Annotated in this window: 13 protein-coding genes, 1 rRNA gene and 2 pseudogenes; 8 read left to right on the top strand and 8 right to left on the bottom strand. The window is 62.4% G+C overall.

Going from position 1 to position 16098, the window contains the following annotated elements:
• The first annotated feature begins 66 nt into the window (after window positions 1-66).
• The 4 genes from rrf to ACF8FG_RS18480 all read left to right on the top strand — a co-directional run bounded on the left by rrf (window position 67) and on the right by ACF8FG_RS18480 (window position 5627).
• Window positions 67-182, top strand: a 5S ribosomal RNA gene (gene rrf / locus ACF8FG_RS18495).
• Window positions 183-554: 372 nt separating this feature from the next.
• Complete coding sequence (locus tag ACF8FG_RS18490; protein ID WP_070384139.1) at window positions 555-2363, top strand: ABC transporter ATP-binding protein/permease; 1809 nt, start codon at window positions 555-557, stop codon at window positions 2361-2363.
• 363 nt (window positions 2364-2726) lie between these two features.
• Window positions 2727-4961: a TonB-dependent siderophore receptor gene (locus tag ACF8FG_RS18485; protein WP_014591703.1), complete on the top strand. Its 2235-nt coding sequence runs from the start codon at window positions 2727-2729 to the stop codon at window positions 4959-4961.
• A gap of 126 nt (window positions 4962-5087) precedes the next feature.
• Entirely contained in the window at window positions 5088-5627 is a 540-nt protein-coding gene (locus tag ACF8FG_RS18480; protein ID WP_081384725.1) for a histidine phosphatase family protein, read from the top strand.
• Between the two features lie 3 nt (window positions 5628-5630).
• Here the strand turns inward: ACF8FG_RS18480 and ACF8FG_RS18475 are convergent, their stop codons facing one another.
• Complete coding sequence (locus ACF8FG_RS18475) at window positions 5631-6416, bottom strand: sulfite exporter TauE/SafE family protein (RefSeq protein ID WP_014591701.1); 786 nt, start codon at window positions 6414-6416, stop codon at window positions 5631-5633.
• 124 nt (window positions 6417-6540) lie between these two features.
• Window positions 6541-7134, bottom strand: coding sequence for a helix-turn-helix domain-containing protein (locus tag ACF8FG_RS18470; protein WP_012053085.1), 594 nt, complete (start codon window positions 7132-7134; stop codon window positions 6541-6543).
• 115 nt (window positions 7135-7249) lie between these two features.
• On the opposite strand from ACF8FG_RS18470, the gene ACF8FG_RS18465 reads away from it, so the two are divergent.
• The 3 genes from ACF8FG_RS18465 to ACF8FG_RS18455 all read left to right on the top strand — a co-directional run bounded on the left by ACF8FG_RS18465 (window position 7250) and on the right by ACF8FG_RS18455 (window position 9953).
• Window positions 7250-8386, top strand: a complete 1137-nt coding sequence (locus ACF8FG_RS18465) for an FAD-binding oxidoreductase (RefSeq protein ID WP_267273808.1) — start codon at window positions 7250-7252, stop codon at window positions 8384-8386.
• 12 nt (window positions 8387-8398) lie between these two features.
• Window positions 8399-8776, top strand: coding sequence for a RidA family protein (locus ACF8FG_RS18460; protein ID WP_014591699.1), 378 nt, complete (start codon window positions 8399-8401; stop codon window positions 8774-8776).
• 112 nt (window positions 8777-8888) lie between these two features.
• A complete protein-coding gene (locus ACF8FG_RS18455; protein ID WP_014591698.1) occupies window positions 8889-9953 on the top strand; it encodes a membrane protein in 1065 nt (354 codons plus the stop codon).
• 53 nt (window positions 9954-10006) lie between these two features.
• Here ACF8FG_RS18455 and mcpA (ACF8FG_RS18450) read toward each other — a convergent pair.
• The 3 genes and pseudogenes from mcpA (ACF8FG_RS18450) to ACF8FG_RS18440 form a co-directional block, all read right to left on the bottom strand.
• Window positions 10007-10603, bottom strand: a pseudogene (mcpA, locus tag ACF8FG_RS18450) (methyl-accepting chemotaxis protein McpA); the annotation flags it as partial.
• Between the two features lie 258 nt (window positions 10604-10861).
• Window positions 10862-11893 (bottom strand): annotated as a pseudogene (gene mcpA / locus ACF8FG_RS18445) (methyl-accepting chemotaxis protein McpA); the annotation flags it as partial.
• A 142-nt stretch (window positions 11894-12035) separates the two neighbouring features.
• Window positions 12036-12914, bottom strand: coding sequence for a LysR family transcriptional regulator (locus ACF8FG_RS18440; protein ID WP_014591696.1), 879 nt, complete (start codon window positions 12912-12914; stop codon window positions 12036-12038).
• A 101-nt stretch (window positions 12915-13015) separates the two neighbouring features.
• Between ACF8FG_RS18440 and ACF8FG_RS18435 the strand changes: the two genes are divergently transcribed.
• Complete coding sequence (locus tag ACF8FG_RS18435) at window positions 13016-13444, top strand: PACE efflux transporter (RefSeq protein ID WP_014591695.1); 429 nt, start codon at window positions 13016-13018, stop codon at window positions 13442-13444.
• Window positions 13445-13483: 39 nt separating this feature from the next.
• On the opposite strand, the gene ACF8FG_RS18430 is transcribed toward ACF8FG_RS18435, so the two are convergent.
• From ACF8FG_RS18430 to ACF8FG_RS18420, 3 genes are all read right to left on the bottom strand, one after another.
• Complete coding sequence (locus ACF8FG_RS18430) at window positions 13484-14533, bottom strand: hypothetical protein (RefSeq protein WP_019438687.1); 1050 nt, start codon at window positions 14531-14533, stop codon at window positions 13484-13486.
• Window positions 14534-14685: 152 nt separating this feature from the next.
• Window positions 14686-15354, bottom strand: a complete 669-nt coding sequence (locus ACF8FG_RS18425; RefSeq protein WP_014591693.1) for a GntR family transcriptional regulator — start codon at window positions 15352-15354, stop codon at window positions 14686-14688.
• 16 nt (window positions 15355-15370) lie between these two features.
• The gene (locus ACF8FG_RS18420) at window positions 15371-16069 is read right to left on the bottom strand and encodes a FadR/GntR family transcriptional regulator (RefSeq protein ID WP_014591692.1); all 699 of its coding nucleotides are present in this window, start codon (window positions 16067-16069) and stop codon (window positions 15371-15373) included.
• Between the last annotated feature and the right edge of the window lie 29 nt (window positions 16070-16098).

The raw sequence follows: 16098 nt of genomic DNA, 5'->3' as shown, positions 1-16098 counted from the left end.
CGACCACAAATATCGCATATCCGGATTCGCTGGGCTGTCCATCTGGACATTCTGGCAACAGAATTTCTTGACGACCATAGAGCATTGGAACCACCTGATCCCATCCCGAACTCAGTAGTGAAACGATGCATCGCCGATGGTAGTGTGGGGTTTCCCCATGTGAGAGTAGGTCATCGTCAAGATTCATTTCGCAAAACCCCTATCTGCGTATGCAGGTAGGGGTTTTGTCATTGTGGGCAAAAAAGCCTGGGCTTGCTTGAATCCCTGTGGGAGCGGAGATGGCACCGGCGTTGCCGGTGTTCGCGGGTAAACCCGCTCCTACGACGGGCTGTGTCCAACCATCGATGTGTGTTTACCACCGATCTGTGTAGGAGCGGGTTTACCCGCGAATACGGTGGCGGCGGCAACGGTGAACGGCGGTGGAAATTGGCCAGCAGGCCCGGCCCATTCGCAGGTAAACCCGCTCTTACAAATCATGAAATGTGCGTCATTTATACCTGACGAATGACAGCGTAATGCTACGCTCGCGGAAATACTCAGCACGGATACTTACCATGGAAATGAACTGGCATCAGGCCTTGCAAGAGAGCCTAAGCTGGCTGGCAGTCGCCTCGTTCATCACCCTTGTCAGCTTCACTGCAGCCGCAACTCTGGCCGTGCGTTTTACACGCTGGGGCAGCCAGTTCTGGCAGCTTGCCGGGCCCTATTTCAGTTTCAGGCGCAGTTGGCGGCCGTTGCTGGTGTTTGCCCTGCTGCTGGTCCTGACGCTGTTTTCGGTTCGCCTGAACGTGCTGTTTTCGTTTTGGTACAACGGCTTCTACAGCGCCTTGCAGGGCCTTGACCAGGCGGCGTTCTGGTACCTGCTCGGGGTCTTCGCGGTGCTGGCCACCATCCATGTGCTGCGCTCGCTGTTCACCTTCTATGTCAGCCAGGCATTCAGTATCAAGTGGCGGGTCTGGCTGACCGAGCGCCTGACCCACGACTGGATGCAGGGCGATGCCTATTACCGTGGCCAGTTCCTTGCCGAGCCAGTGGACAACCCTGACCAGCGTATCGAACTGGACGTTAACGCTTTCGTCACCAACTCAGTCAGCCTTGCCTTGGGTGCAGTCAGTGCGCTGGTTTCACTGGTGGCGTTCACCGGCATCCTCTGGGGGCTGTCAGCACCATTGACGGTGGCCGGCGTGGAGATCCCTCGGGCGATGGTATTTGCCGTTTACCTGTATGTCATCATCGCCACCTGGGTCGCCTTCCGCCTCGGGCGCCCACTGATCCGGCTTAACTTCCTCAACGAGAAACTCACCGCCAACTTCCGTTACGCGTTGATGCGCCTGCGTGAGAACGCCGAGAACATTGCCTTCTACCAAGGTGCGCAAGTCGAGCGGGGCACGTTGCTCGGCCGTTTTGCTGCCTTGATCGTGAATGCCTGGGCATTGGTGTACCGGAACCTGAAGTTCAGTGGCTTCAACTTGGGTGTCAGTCAGGTTGCTGTTGTGTTTCCGTTCATTCTTCAGGCTCCGCGCTTCTTCAGTGGGGCGATCAAGCTGGGCGACGTCATGCAAACTTCCCAGGCCTTTGGGCAGGTGCAGGATTCTCTGTCGTTCTTCCGTGAGTCGTACGATGCGTTCGCGCAGTACCGCGCGACCCTTGACCGTCTCACCGGCTTTCTCGATGCCAACCAGCAGGCAAGTGCGTTGCCGCGCGTCACGACCGAAGACCAGGCGCATGCGCTGCAGATCGCGGGCCTGCAGGTGCTGCGCCCGGACGGACATGCCCTTATCGCCGACCTGGACCTGAGCTTGCACGCCGGTCAGGCGTTGTTGATCAAAGGGCCGTCAGGCAGTGGTAAAACCACGCTACTGCGTGCCCTGGCGGGCCTTTGGCCGTATGCCGAAGGCAAGGTCAGGCGGCCAACGGGCCATCAGGCACTGTTCCTGTCGCAACGCCCTTACCTGCCGCTAGGTGACTTGCGTACCGTAATTGCCTACCCGGCAGCCAGCAACCCCAAGGATGAACTGCTCATGCAGCAGGCATTGCGCCAGGTCAACTTGGCCCACCTGGCCGAGCGTCTGGACGTCAGCTGCGACTGGTCACACATCCTCTCGGTGGGCGAGCAGCAGCGCCTGGCTTTCGCCCGGGTGCTGTACAACCGGCCTCAGGTGGTGTTTCTCGATGAGTCCACCTCGGCGATGGATGAAGGGCTCGAGCATGCCCTGTATGCGTTGCTGCGTTCAGAAATGCCGAGTGCATTGCTGGTCAGTGTCGGCCACCGCAGCACGCTGGCGGCGTTTCATACCCACCGGCTTGAGGTGGATGGGCATGGCGGTTGGTCGTTGCTGGAGCAGGAGGCTGCGCTGGCCTAGTTCGGCTTGGGGGTGAGATCGCCACAGCGAGCATCGCGATCATCTCGGCCCCTTTCCTCCGTGTATTGCCGGCATCCTTGGCGCCCCGAACCCCTCTAACGCCTCAATCGCAGGGCTAGCCAGGTTCAGCGCAGCAGCATCAGTCCTGCAAGGGAGGGCCGGCAAGCCCCGCACCGGTCAGCAGGTTCAGCAAAGTTCAGTTACAAACATGTAAACTTCGTAAATAAGATTTACTCGCATTTGCGACTCTCTATATTTACCAACCCTGTTGGCCGCCAAACTGAGTGCGGGGCCGGTGGGCGAGGGCTCCCGGTTTCCTACAGGGATGTGCCTTTTCGCTCATGAATCGCAGGAGATGTACCCATGCAGTGCAGAACTTCACCCAACAGCCTGGCCCTGGCGTTCGTTGCGCTGGCGTCGCCGTCCATGCTGGCGACAGCGGCAGAGTCCGAGGAGCGGCGTGCGGGTGAGGTCCTGGAAGTGCCCGTCGCCGACAACGCTCTGGTGATCCAGGACACCCTGATCACTGCCGAGCGCGAGGCGCGACAGGCCCTGGGCACGTCGATCATCACGGCCGAGGACATCAAGCGCCACCCGCCGGCCAATGACCTGTCCGACATCATCCGCCGCGAGCCCGGGGTTAACCTGACCGGCAACAGTGCCAGTGGGGCACGCGGAAACAACCGGCAGATCGACCTGCGCGGCATGGGCCCTGAAAACACCTTGATCCTCATCGACGGCAAGCCATCCAGCGCGCGCAACGCCGTGCGCTATGGCTGGAACGGTGACCGTGATACTCGGGGTGAAACCAACTGGGTGCCGGCCGAAGCCGTCGAGCGCATCGAGATCTTGCGTGGCCCTGCCGCCGCACGCTATGGCTCCGGCGCCATGGGCGGGGTGGTCAACATCATCACCAAGCGCCCTTCCGACGAGCTGAAAGGCAGCGTCAGCCTGTACACGCAGCTGCCTGAAGACAGCGCAGAGGGCGCCAGCCGCCGAGCCAACTTCAACCTCGGTGGCGGCCTGACCGATAACCTGGGTTTCCGCCTGTACGGTGGTCTGGCAAAGACTGACGCCGACGATCTGGACATCAACGCCGGGCATGCCACCAGCGCCCTGGTAGCCGGGCGGGAAGGCGTTCGCAACAAGGACGTCAACGGCCTGCTGAGCTGGAAACTGAACGACGAGCACCGCTTGGAAGCCAGTGCCGGCTACAGCCGTCAGGGCAACATTTTTGCTGGCGACACCATGAACAGCAATGGCGGCGGAGACGTCGACTTCGTCTCCAGCCTCTACGGCCACGAAACCAACGTGATGCAGCGCAGTACTTATGACCTGACCCACCTCGGTGATTTCACCTGGGGTACCAGCAAGACCACGCTGGCCTACGAATACGTACGCAATTGGCGGCTTAACGAGGGCTTGGCTGGCCGCACCGAAGGTGCCCCAAGCAACGAAGGTGGAGCCATGTCACGTTTGCGCAACACACGCCTGAGCAGTGAGGTGAACCTGCCGTTCGCCATGGGCAGCACAGAACATGTGCTTACCTTGGGCGGCGAGTACCTGTACGAAACCCTCAACGACCAAGGTTCGTTGCGCCCGCAGAGCTCCGACCCCACCAACAATGACAGCCTTGTCGGCTTCGATCGCAGCAGCTCGAAGGTGACCGCACGCAGTTATGCGCTGTTTGTAGAAGACAACATCATCGTTGGCGACACCACCATTACGCCGGGCCTGCGTTTCGACCACCACGAAACCTTCGGTGACAACTTCAGCCCCAGCCTGAACCTGTCGCACAAGCTCACCGAAGCGCTGTCGGTAAAAGGTGGTATCGCCCGTGCCTACAAGGTTCCGAACCTGTACCAGTCCAACCCCAACTACCTGCTGTACAGCCGCGGTAATGGCTGCAGCGTGCAACAGACCAACAATGGCGGCTGCTACCTGCAGGGCAACGCCGACCTCAAGCCCGAGATCAGCGTCAACAAGGAAATCGGCCTGCTGTACGACCGGGGTACCTGGCGCACCAGTGCCACCTACTTCCGCAACGACTACAAGAACAAGATCATCGGTGATACCGATGTGCTTTACACCATTGGTACCGGCAGCCGCGTGACTCAGTGGGACAACGCCGGAAAGGCGCGGGTGGAAGGTGTCGAAGGCAACTTCTTCATCGAGTTGGCCCCGACCCTGGACTGGAACACCAACCTGACCTGGATGCTCGACAACGATGATCGCGAAACGGGCGAGCCGCTGTCGGTGATCCCGGAATACACCGTCAACACCAGCCTCGACTGGCGCGCCACCGAGCAGCTGTCATTCCAGGTAGCGGGTACTTACTTCGGCAAGCAAAAATCGCCGACCTACAACTACCGCACCCAGCAGGACTACGACAAGATCGCCCAGCAGGACGTCGAGGCCTATGGCCTGGTGGACGTGAGCGCCGGGTACAGTTTCAATGCCAACTACGACGTGCGGGTAGGCGTGAACAACGTCTTCGACAAGCAGATCCTGCGCGGCGGCAACGCCAGCAGCTCGGGGGCAAACACGTATAACCAGCCGGGCAGGGCTGTGTTTGCTGCGCTGAATATCAACTTCTGATCCAAAGTGCCGCGATGCGGCCCAATCGCGGGTCAATCGGGTCGCGCATGGCCGACGACATTGTTGCAGCCAAACGTCTCGCAGCATGCTAAACCATGCACCCCAGCCCGCTGCGAGAAATGCCTGGTGAAAGCCATCCGCCTGACCCTGATCTGCCATGCCCTGACCCAGGCCCAGAAGAACGGGCGCCTGCACAATACGGATGATGGCATCCTGCCGCTAGCCCGACAGTCAGACGGCGACCGTTCAGGCGTGCAACTGCTGAGTGCGCCAGAGCGGCGGGCCTGTGAGACGGCTGCGTGGTTAACGGGGGCTGTACAGGTCGATCCGGGATTGACCGATTGCGACCTTGGGCGTTGGCAGGGTGTGTCGTTGAAGCAGCTACAAGCCGAGCAACCGCAGGAGTTGGCCGAATGGCTGCAGGATCCGGCCAGTGCCGTGCATGGTGGCGAGTCGTTCGCTGCGTTATGCCAGCGCCTGGCCGCCTGGCTGGCGGCCTTCGACAGGCCGGGTGACTGGCTGGCAGTGACCCACCCGATGGTCATGCGCGCCATGCTGGTACAGGTACTTGGGTGTCCGATGAGTGCCGGGCAGCGAATCGACGTGCTGCCGCTGTCACGTCTGCAACTGAGCTTTACCGGGCAGTGGCGGTTGCGCCTGGGCTAAGGCTCAGAACGCCAGCTTGTAACCGATCATCAGCAGCATGGCTGCCAGGCAAGGGCGCAGCACGCGGTCGGAGATCCGCCCGGTGAGGTGGCTACCCAGGTAGATGCCTGGCAGCGAGCCCAGCAGCAGGTAGCCCAGCAGCGACCAATCCATGTTGCCCATGCCCGCGTGGCCCAGGCCCGCTACCAAGGTCAGTGGCACGGCGTGGGCAATTTCGGTACCGACCAGGCGACGGGTGACCAGGAACGGGTACAGCAGGAACAGCGCTACCGTACCCAGGGCGCCAGCACCGATGGAGGTGAGGGTGACCATTATTCCAAGCACAACGCCGGTCAGCACTGTGAGGATGTTCAGGCTGCGGTCGCTGAGGTGGTAGTGATCACCGGCATGGCGGCTGGCGAAGGCCTGCAGGCGCGATTTGAACAGGATGGCCAGGGCGGTCAGGATCAGCACCACCGCCAGGCCTTGCTTGATGATGGCGTTGAGCGCCGAGGTATCGGCGTGCAGGGTGCTGAGGAACCACAGGGTCAGCGCCGCTGCGGGCACGCTGCCTAGGCTGAGCAGGCCGGTGATTTTCCAGTCGATGTTCTTGTTGCGCGCATGCACCCACACGCCACTGGCCTTGGTGATCGCTGCATACAGCAGGTCGGTGCCGACAGCGGTCGCCGGGTGGATGCCAAACCACAAAAGGATCGGGGTCATCAGCGAGCCGCCACCGACGCCGGTCATACCGACGATGAAGCCCACGACCAGGCCAGCAATGGTGAAACCGAAAGAACCTACATCCATACGCTACTCGACTGCCCAACTTTGCCCGTTATCGGATGCCAGTCAGCATATAGATTTTTTTATAGCCAAATAGACTTGTTCGTTATTAGGTTATAACCAGGCTTGCCTTGGCGGGCGCGACCGATCAACGATCAGTCATCACCACCATGACATGGGCATCACCACCGTCATCGCTTTCCGACAGGTAGATGTGCCCCACCTGGCTGTCGAAATACGCAGTCTCCTGCGGCCCGATGCTGACCGCTTCGCCGGTCTCGAACTCGATGCGCACGCGCCCGCTCAGCACCAGCGCGAACTCTTGCCCGGGGTGGCGGATAAAATCGTCGAACTGGCCGCGTTCCCGGGCAATGATGCGGGCATAGGCCGGTGTCATGCGTCGTGCGGGGAAATCCCCGGCAATCGGATAATAGTCGTAGGTGCCGGTCGAATAACCCGCCGCTGCGGGCAGTGAGTCGACCACCACGGTCACCGGCACCGGGGCGCTGACCGTGCCGCTGGCGCGGAACAGCTGGGCAATATCGACATTCAGCGCCCGCGCAGCAGCGGCCAGTTTTTCATAGCTGACCGACACCTGCGCCAGTTCCATCTTCGACAACGTGGACAGCGGCACGCCACTGGCTTCGGACAATTGCTTGAGGGTCATCTGGCGCGCCTTGCGCACCTGGCGCAGGCGCTGGCCCACTACTGCACGGTCAAGCTGGGGTAGAGCTGAAGGCATTCAGGGATCTCGGCATGCGGCGTTGGTCGGGCATCTTACCTTGGACCCTTGCGCATTTCTAAATTCTCATATATTAGAATTCTCATAAATGATAATTAGCCTGGCAGGAGCGTTCATGACCCCGACCTACGACACCCTGATCATTGGTGCTGGCATCGCCGGCGCCTCGCTGGGCTACCGCCTGGCCGGCCAGCAGCGTGTGCTGCTGGTCGAGCGTGAATCGCAGCCTGGCTACCATTCCACCGGGCGTTCGGCGGCCATGTTCATGGAGGCTTACGGCACCCCACAGATCCAGGCACTGACCCGCGCCAGCCGGGCCTTCTACGAATCGCCACCGCAGGGCTTCTGCGAGCACCCGCTGCTGGAGCCGCGAGGCTGTCTGTATGTGGCCAGCCTGGAGCAGCGGGAACTGCTTGAGCAAACTTACGCGCAGAACCTGGCCAATGGCACAGAAGTCAGCCTGCTTGACCGGGATGCAGCCTTGGCACTGATACCCAGCCTGCGTGGCGAAACCCTGGCCGGCGCCGTGCTTGAGCCAGGTGCAATGGACCTTGACGTACATGCCTTGCACCAAGGCTTCTTGCGTGGTTATCGCACCGCCGGCGGTGAACTGCGCTGCAACGCCGAGCTGATCCAGGCCTGGTACCTGGACGACGTATGGCAGGTGGAGTTGGCTGATGGCAGCCGCCTGCAGGCCCGATGTCTGGTCAATGCTGCAGGTGCCTGGGCGGACCGTGTGGCCGAGCAGTGCGGGGTGGCGCGCATCGGTTTGCAACCGTGCCGTCGTAGCGCCTTCACCTTCCCTGGTCCGGCAGAGCAGGACTTTACTCGTTGGCCTGCGGTGATTGGCGTCGATGAAAGCTTCTACTTCAAGCCTGATGCCGGCCAACTGTTGGGGTCGCCAGCCAATGCCGACCCGGTTGAGCCACAGGATGCCGCGCCCGAGGAGTTCGACGTGGCCTTGGGTATTTACAACATTGAAGCCATGACCACCCTGGCGATCCGCCGCCCGAGCCACACCTGGGCCGGGTTGCGTTCGTTCGTTGCCGACGGCGACCTGGTGATCGGTTTCGATGCGCATGCCCCCGCGTTTTTCTGGCTGGCGGCCCAGGGTGGCTATGGCATCCAGTCGGCAGCGGGCGCCTCGCGCCTGGCCGCCGACGTGCTACTGGGCCAGCCGTTGTGTGCCAGCCTTATCAGCCAGGGCGTGGCGCCCGAGCGCCTGTCCCCGGCCCGTTTCCAGCAACCCTGAAAGGAGCATCCCATGAGCAATGACATTGAGCGTTTCCCCAGCAGCTTGCCGTTCCCGTTTTCCCGCGCGGTGAAGGCCGGTGGCTTTCTGTTCCTCTCCGGGCAGGTGCCGATGAGCGCCGGCGGCGAAGTGGTGCGCGGTGATATCCAGGCCCAGACCCGTGCTGCCTGCGAGCGTATCGCCGAAAGCCTGGCGGCCTGTGGCGCGCGCTTCGATCAGGTGGTGAAGGTCACGGTCTGGCTGTCGGACATGCGCCATTTCGCCGGCTTCAACGAGGTGTACAAGGCGTTCTTCGGCGCGGCGCTACCGGTGCGTTCCACCGTGGCCTCGGCGTTGGCCCTGGGCGTGGATGTGGAGATCGAAGTGCAGGCGTTCGTCGGCGACGCCTGACAGGGCAAAGAGCCCGTGTAGAGGCGACCTTGTGTCGCGATGGGCTGCAAGGCCGCCCCTACGACATGTATGCGACGGCGATGACAAAACAACAATAAATCCAGAGGTTCACATGCAAGAGCAGCTGAAGATTGCCGGCGCATTTGTCGGCGTGATCGTGGGGGCGGGGTTCGCTTCAGGGCGGGAACTGTTGTTGTTCTTTGTCGATTTCGGCGTGTGGGGCTTGGCTGGCGCGTTGGTCAGCGCCGCCCTGTTCACCTTCCTCGGCATGGCGTTGGCGGGGCTGGGCAATCGCCAGCAGGCCACCTCGCACAAGGATGTGATCCTGGCCATCTGCGGCCGTCACCTGGGCATGTTCGTCGACTGGTTGATCACCTTTTTCATGTTCGCCGTCACCGTGGTCATGCTGGCCGGTGGTGGTGCATTGCTGGAGCAGCAGTTTGGCATCCCGGCCCTGACCGGCAGCGTGCTGGTGACGCTGGTGGTGGTCGGTATCGTGTGCCTGGACGTGCGCAAGATGATTCTTGCAATTGGCGCCATCACCCCCTTGCTGATCCTGGTGGCTTCGGCGATAGCGCTGTATGCCGTGATCACCCGCGAGCAGAGCTTTGCTGCGCTCGATCAGGTGGCCAGCCAGCAACAGGCCGGCACCCGCCATTGGCTGCTGGGGGCGTTCTTGTATGTGTCGTATAACATCGTCGCGGGTGCGCCGATCCTGGCTATTCTGGGCGGTTCGGCCAAGGGCGAGAAAACCGCGGTGTGGGGAGGCCTGCTCGGTGGTGCAGCGTTAGGCGGCCTGATGCTGGTGATGAGTGCCGGGCTGTTGTCGCGCCTGGACAGTGTGGCCGACCAGCCGATGCCGATGCTGTCGATTGCCAACGAAGTGTCACCACTGCTGGGGCTGGTGATGTGCCTGATCATCTTCGGCATGATCGTCAACACCGCGGTGGGCACGCTGTTTTCCTTCCTCTCGCGGCTGTTGCCGGCGGGCACGACGAAGTTTCGCTGGGGCTCGGTGGTGACCGGGGTGGTGGCGTTCGGCTGTAGCCTGGTGGGGTTCATCAGCCTGGTGGGTGAGGTGTACCCGTTCTTCGGTTACCTGGGCTTTGTGCTGATGACGGCGGTATTGCTGGCCTGGGTACGGCGGGGCAGGGCTGCGAAGGCGGTGGCTGCATAAGGGACTGGTACAGGCGACAACAGGCATAGGCCGTCGCCGCCTGAACCCGGCGTTTAAATCCTGAAGCTGCCCACCAACTGCTTCAAACGTCCAGCCTGCTGGGCCAGCTGGTCGCAATGGCGCAGGGTCTCGTTGAGGTTCTCCACACCTTGCTGGTTCAGGGCGTTGATCTGGGTGATGTCCAGGTTGAGGCTCTCGACCACGGCAGTCTGTTCTTCGGTCGCTGTCGCCACCGACTGGTTCATGCCATCGATTTCGCCAATGCGCTGGGTCACGCTGGCCAGGCGTTCGCCGGCCTGGTTGGCCACCTGCACGGTCTGTTCGCTGGAAACCTGGCTGGTGTTCATGGTGTGCACCGCTTCGCGCGAGCCCACCTGCAGGCTGGTGATCATGCGATGGATTTCTTCCGCCGACTCCTGGGTACGGTGCGCCAGGTTGCGCACCTCGTCGGCCACCACGGCAAAGCCACGGCCAGCTTCACCGGCACGGGCCGCTTCGATGGCGGCGTTCAGTGCCAGCAGGTTGGTCTGCTGGGAAATGCCCTTGATCACGTCGAGGATCTTGCCGATTTCGTCGGTGCTGGCGTTGAGCGTTTCGATCTGCGCGCACGACTCGCTGATCCGTTGCGACAGGGCAGTCATGGCGCTGATGGCTTCTTCAACCACTTCACGGCCACCGTGCGCCTGTTCACTGGCACCGCTGGCATGTTGCGAAGCATCTGCGGCGTTGCGGGCGATTTCCTGGGTGGCGGCGCCCAGTTCGTTGATGGCCGCAGCGACGCTGTTGGTGCGCATGCTCTGTTCTTCAGACCCGATGATCGACGCATTGGACGCGCTGACCACTTTCTCCGAAAGGTCATGCACCAGGCGGGTAGCCGAGGACACTTCGCTGATCGAGGCATGGATACGTTCGACAAAGCGGTTGAACGAGGTAGCCAATTCGCCGAACTCGTCCTTGTTCTGCACGGCCAGGCGGCGGGTAAGGTCACCTTCACCCTCGGCGATGTCGCGCATGGCGCGGCCCATGGTGGTCAGCGGGCTCATCAGCACCGGAATCAGCAGGCCGAGCAGGCCGGCGATGGCGGCCACGGCAATCAGTATGGCAATGATCGCCGAGGTGCGGAACTGGCTGAGCGCGGCATAGGCCTTGTCCCTGTCGATCGACAGCCCGATGTACCACTGTGCCGAAGGCAGGCCGGCCACCGGGGCGAACGAGATGATGCGATCCTGGCCGTCGAGGGTGACATCCTGCATGCCGGCGGCAACCCGCAGGTTGCTGCCTGGGTAGATGTCCTTGAGGTTCTTCATCACCTGGTCTTTGTTCGGGCTGACGATCACCTGGCCATTGGCGTCGGCCAGGAAGGCGTGACCGATGCCGCCGAAGTCGACCGAGTTGATGATCTCGACGAGGGTGTCGAGGGTCACGTCACCGCCGACCACACCGATCAGTTCGCCATTGCGCTTGCTCTTCACCGGCGTGGCGATGGTCACCATCAGTCCACCGACTGCCCCTTGGTACGGGGCGGTCAGCACGGTCTGCCCGGCGCTGGCGGCGGCGCCATACCAAGGGCGCTGGCGCGGGTCGTAACCGGCGGGCATCTGGGCATCCGGGCGCTGGGTGAATTCGCCGTTGGCCTGGCCCAGGTAGGTGAACAGGAAATTACGCGTGTAGGACGGCTGCTCGATCAGCCCTGCCAAGGTGTCGCCGGCGCCTTGCTGGCCGATGTCCTGGGCCAGGTTCTCCAGCACCAGAATGCGCCCGCTCATCCAGTTCTGCACACTGCTGGCGGTCAGTGCACCGGACTGCTGCACCGAGGCTTCGATATTCTGGCGGATGGTATTGCGTTGCAGGTAGTCGTTGTAGAGCGTGAACAGGGCAAATGCCAGGACCACGACGCCGCAGGCGCTGAGCAGGATCTTGTGGCGAAATTTCAGGTTCATGTTTCGAGACCTTGAGCCAATGAGGGGAGGGCGCAGCGCGCTCATGACGCGATGCGGGGCCTATCGACCGAGATATCGGCTTGAGGGGTAAAAGATTGAAGTGCTTAGAGAAAATTCTTACAGTCGTTTCGACGGACGGCAGTCACGGGTCAGCCAGCTGCTCGATCAGCAGGCGTGCGGCCTGCTGCAGCGGCTGTTGTTTGCGCCACAGGATATGCACGGGCAGTTGCAATTCGTTGCGTGTATTGCGGAATTCCAGGCGCACCAGACGCCCGCTGGCCAGCAGCGGCGCGACCCGCGTCAACGGCAGATCGCCCCAGCCCAAGCCAGCTTCCACCATTTGCAAAGCCAGATCGAAGCTGTCGGTGGACCAGTGTGTGGCGCCGATCAGCGGGCGAGGGTCAGCCAGTGGCAGGTCGCGGCTGCGCACCAGAATCTGACGCACCCGGGTCAGGTCCTCGAGGTCGTGGATACGCCCCTCACGCAAGGCCGGGTGGGCCGGCGACAGGGTGGCCACCAGCGATTCCATGCCAATGTGCTGGAAGCCGCGGCGGGCATCGACCTGCAGGCCGGCAAAGGCTACGCAGAGGTCGGCACGGCCACTGTCCAGCAAGTGCAGGGCTTCTTCCTGCGGGGCGCTGAGCAGGGCAATGTCCAGCAAGGGGTGGCGCTTACCTAGGTTGGCGATGGCCGCCAGCAGCGGGCGGTGATCGATGTCGGGTACCACGGCCAGGGTCAGGCTGCTCTCCAGCCCTTGGGACAACTCCAGGGCATGAACCTGCAGCAGCCCCAGTTGTTCGGCAATCAGCCTGGCGTGTGGCTTCAGGGCCAAGGCCTGTGCGGTTGGGCGAACTTCACGCGGGCCGCGTTCGAACAGGCTGTAGCCAAGTTCTGCTTCAAGGTTGCCAATGGCCATGCTCACGGCTGAAGGCACCCGCTTGAGGGCGCGCGCTGCGGAAGAAAACGAACCGTGGTCGAGCACGGCCAGAAACAGCTGGATGTTGTCGCTGGAAAAATTCATGGCAGCCTCCTGTCAGTTGATCTGACAGCTGCTGACTTTTGCTGTCAAGTGCGTTGAAGCATGATCGCCCCCGTCGCTTTTTGTCTTTGGAGGAAACCTGGGTGCAGGGATTGAAACGCAAGCTGGTCTACGTGACTTTCTATGAACTGATCGGGCTGTGCATGTCGACCCTCGGGCTGGCCTACCTGTCAGATACGCAGGCGTCGCATACCGGGCCGCTGGCGGTGATGATCACCACCATCGCCATGCTCTGGAACCTGATCTACAACACCCTGTTCGAGTACTGGGAGAGCCGCCAGGCCAAGCGGGGACGCAGCGTGGCGCGGCGGGTGGTGCATGCCATCGGCTTCCAGTTGACCTTGGTGGTTTACTTGATTCCGCTGATTGCCTGGTGGCTGGACATGACATTGCTGGAGGCGCTGCTGGTGGATATGGCATTCATTATCCTGGTGCCGTGCTACACCTTTGCCTACAACTGGGCGTTTGATCGCGTGTTTGGCCTGCCACGTTCTGCCTTGGCCACCGCTTGATACAGCCTGGCGCAGCGAAGGAGCCGGCACAGGCCGCCATTAAGGTGGTAGGCGAATGATCAAAGGCGCCTGCTGCTGCTCGACCTGCTGCTCCACCGGCCGCGGCACACTGGCCAGCAAGCTGTCCTCAACCTGCCCCGACAGGTAATAGACCCCCGCCATGGCCCCGCTCTGGCGGTTCTCCATCAACTCCTGCCACTCCTGGTTCAACGCCACGTTCAGGATCACCCGCAGTTGTTCGACCATCTGCGGGTGGTCACGGTCATGGGTCATCATCCCGTAACCGGCTGCAGCAATCGAAATCATCGCCCCTGCCACTTTGCCCACTGCCGATGCCACGGCACTGGCGATACCGCGTGGGGCCAGGGTGGCGCCAAGCTTTTCGCTGGCCTGGGTGGCCACCGAGTTGAGCCCGACATCGGTCCTGCCAGGGCCTTTGCTGGCCTGTTGATGCAAGTGCTGGCGCATGGCTTGCCAGGCCGGCTGCTGGTCCAGTGACTTGGCCCGCAGCAGCTGATACAGGCTGGCATTGCGCGCATCCGGTGGCCCCAGGGCGATGGCGGGGATACGGTTGAGACGCTGGCTGAACTGCTCGGGCGGCGCGTTGTAACGGCTGATGATGGCCGGCAGTTGCTGGCCGAGCAGTTGCAGGTACAGTTCGCAGGCGCGGTCGCGGATGCCTTCGGGGTTGATCTGCTCGGCTACCGGCTCGATCACCCGCGCGTGATACTGCTCCTGCAGGTACAGGGCCAGGCGTTTTTCTGCCGGTTCCCGACCCTCGCCACTGTCGAGCTTGTACCAGGCCACCTTGAGGGTCAGCCACTGCTGGGTCCAGTAACCCGTGAACCAGGGGATGAAGTCGCTTTCGGTGCGTTGCTGCACCTGCTCCTTCCACACCCGCATGGAGCGCCTGGCATAGTCGTTGGCTGAGCCGGCGGCACCGGTCGAAGCTTCTATCAGTTCCTGGTCGATGCGTTGCCAGGCCGCGGGAGTGAGTATTGTGGGCGGCGGCGGGGCAGGGGGGCGCTTGCTGGCACAACCGCCGAGGGCCAGCAGAAGGCAGAGCAACAGGAGGGCTCGAGAACTCACGCGACCGCCTCCCTGGTAGAGGCTGGGGTGGTTCTCGAAGTATAGGGTGGGGTTATTGGGGCTGCTGTGCAGCCCATCGCCCGCGTCAGCACAGATGCAAATGGTTGCTTGAGCGCGTACTACGGGGGAGCGATCGCGTCAGTCTGGACGGGTTATTCCAGGTCCAGCTTTTCTTCCAGACGGTCAAGGTGCCTGTGCATCAACCCCAGCGCCGCTTCGGCATCACCTTGCTCCACGGCATCGATGATTGCCGCATGCTCTTCCCACGCACAGTGATCGCAGCACGGCGATTCGTAGCGTGCGATGATCAGCGAGGTCATCGGCACCAGCCCATTGAGAAATCGCGCCAGTGGTGCATTGGCCGCCACCTGGGCCAGTTTCAGGTGGAACTCGCCGCCCAGGCGGATCGCTGCGCAGCGTTCGCCACTCTCATGGTGCTGGCGCTCGCGCTCCACCAGTTGCCGTAGCTGGCGTACCTGCGCCGGCCGGGCGCGTTGCGCGGCCAGGGTGATCAGCGTGGTTTCGGCCAGACGCCGGGCACTGAGCACCTGACGTGCCTGGTCTGGGTCGGGGGCAGCCAGATGTGCGGTGTGGCTGGGGCGCTGTACCACTACCTGCTGGTCGGACAGGCGCCCCAGCACGCGGCGGATCACCGTGCGGCTGACACCAAAGGCATGGCCCAGCGCCTGTTCGGGCAACAGGCTGCCCGGCGGCAGGCGCTGTTCGAGAATGGCGTCGAACAGCCGCGGATAAATCTGCTCGGCCGACAGGCGGGTTTCGCCAGCCGCGAGCAGGGCAGGCAAGTGGGGGGCGGCGTTCATGGGCACTCTCCTGAGGTCATGGATGCGGATGTTCGTCCGGGATATTCAGCGCGATGCCCATGCGCAGCCCTTCGGCCACGATGTGCTGACGCATCTGGGCACTGGCCTGGGCGCTGCTGCGTTCGCGAATGGCGCGCACCACCGCTTCGTTCTCCTTCAGCCGCGCGGCCAGGTGCTCTGGCGAGTTGCGCAGCATGTCGGCGCTTTGCTTCAGGGCATTGCCGGTCTGCTGCACCACGCTCTGGAAAATCGGGTTGGTGGTCAGGGCGAACAGCGCCTCATGGAAGGCGATGTAGGCTTTGACCCCGGCCTCGCTGTCATTGGCCTCCAGCGCTTCGCGCATGTCCATCAGGGTCAGGCGCAACTGGCCGATGTCCTGGCTGTTGGCCGACTGCGCCACCAGGCCGACGATGAACGGTTCCAGTGTGTAGCGCAGTTCCAGCACGTCGGCCAAGCTGGCCGCAGTGCTGGTTTCCACGCCCGAAGCCTGGGCATCGGCATCCAGCACCAATACGCCCTTGCCGGGTAACGAGCGCACCAGGCCCAGTGTTTCCAGCACGGTTACCGCTTCGCGCAGGCTGGGGCGGCTGATGCCCAGTTGTTCGGCCAGTTCGCGCTGGCCTGGCAGCATGTCGCCGGTGCGCCATTGGCCGCGGGCCAGGGCCTGGCGGAGTTTTTCCACCACTGAGTTGACGACGGTTGATGAGCTGATCACGGTTCGCTCCTGGAAGGGCCGGCGTCATG

This window comes from Pseudomonas sp. YQ_6 (assembly GCF_043103245.1).
In the GTDB taxonomy this organism is placed as follows: Bacteria; Pseudomonadota; Gammaproteobacteria; order Pseudomonadales; family Pseudomonadaceae; genus Aquipseudomonas; species Aquipseudomonas alloputida.
This window is presented reverse-complemented; position numbering and strand designations above follow the sequence as displayed.

What these genes read in the sequence shown, in the direction of transcription:
- ACF8FG_RS18455 (WP_014591698.1), top strand. Translation starts at nt 8,889, where the DNA reads ATGCAAGAGCAGCTGAAGATTGCCGGCGCATTTGTCGGCGTGATCGTG.
- ACF8FG_RS18485 (WP_014591703.1), top strand. Translation starts at nt 2,727, where the DNA reads ATGCAGTGCAGAACTTCACCCAACAGCCTGGCCCTGGCGTTCGTTGCG.
- ACF8FG_RS18465 (WP_267273808.1), top strand. Translation starts at nt 7,250, where the DNA reads ATGACCCCGACCTACGACACCCTGATCATTGGTGCTGGCATCGCCGGC.
- ACF8FG_RS18470 (WP_012053085.1), bottom strand. Translation starts at nt 7,134, where the DNA reads ATGCCTTCAGCTCTACCCCAGCTTGACCGTGCAGTAGTGGGCCAGCGC.
- ACF8FG_RS18425 (WP_014591693.1), bottom strand. Translation starts at nt 15,354, where the DNA reads ATGAACGCCGCCCCCCACTTGCCTGCCCTGCTCGCGGCTGGCGAAACC.
- ACF8FG_RS18460 (WP_014591699.1), top strand. Translation starts at nt 8,399, where the DNA reads ATGAGCAATGACATTGAGCGTTTCCCCAGCAGCTTGCCGTTCCCGTTT.
- ACF8FG_RS18475 (WP_014591701.1), bottom strand. Translation starts at nt 6,416, where the DNA reads ATGGATGTAGGTTCTTTCGGTTTCACCATTGCTGGCCTGGTCGTGGGC.
- ACF8FG_RS18440 (WP_014591696.1), bottom strand. Translation starts at nt 12,914, where the DNA reads ATGAATTTTTCCAGCGACAACATCCAGCTGTTTCTGGCCGTGCTCGAC.
- ACF8FG_RS18490 (WP_070384139.1), top strand. Translation starts at nt 555, where the DNA reads ATGGAAATGAACTGGCATCAGGCCTTGCAAGAGAGCCTAAGCTGGCTG.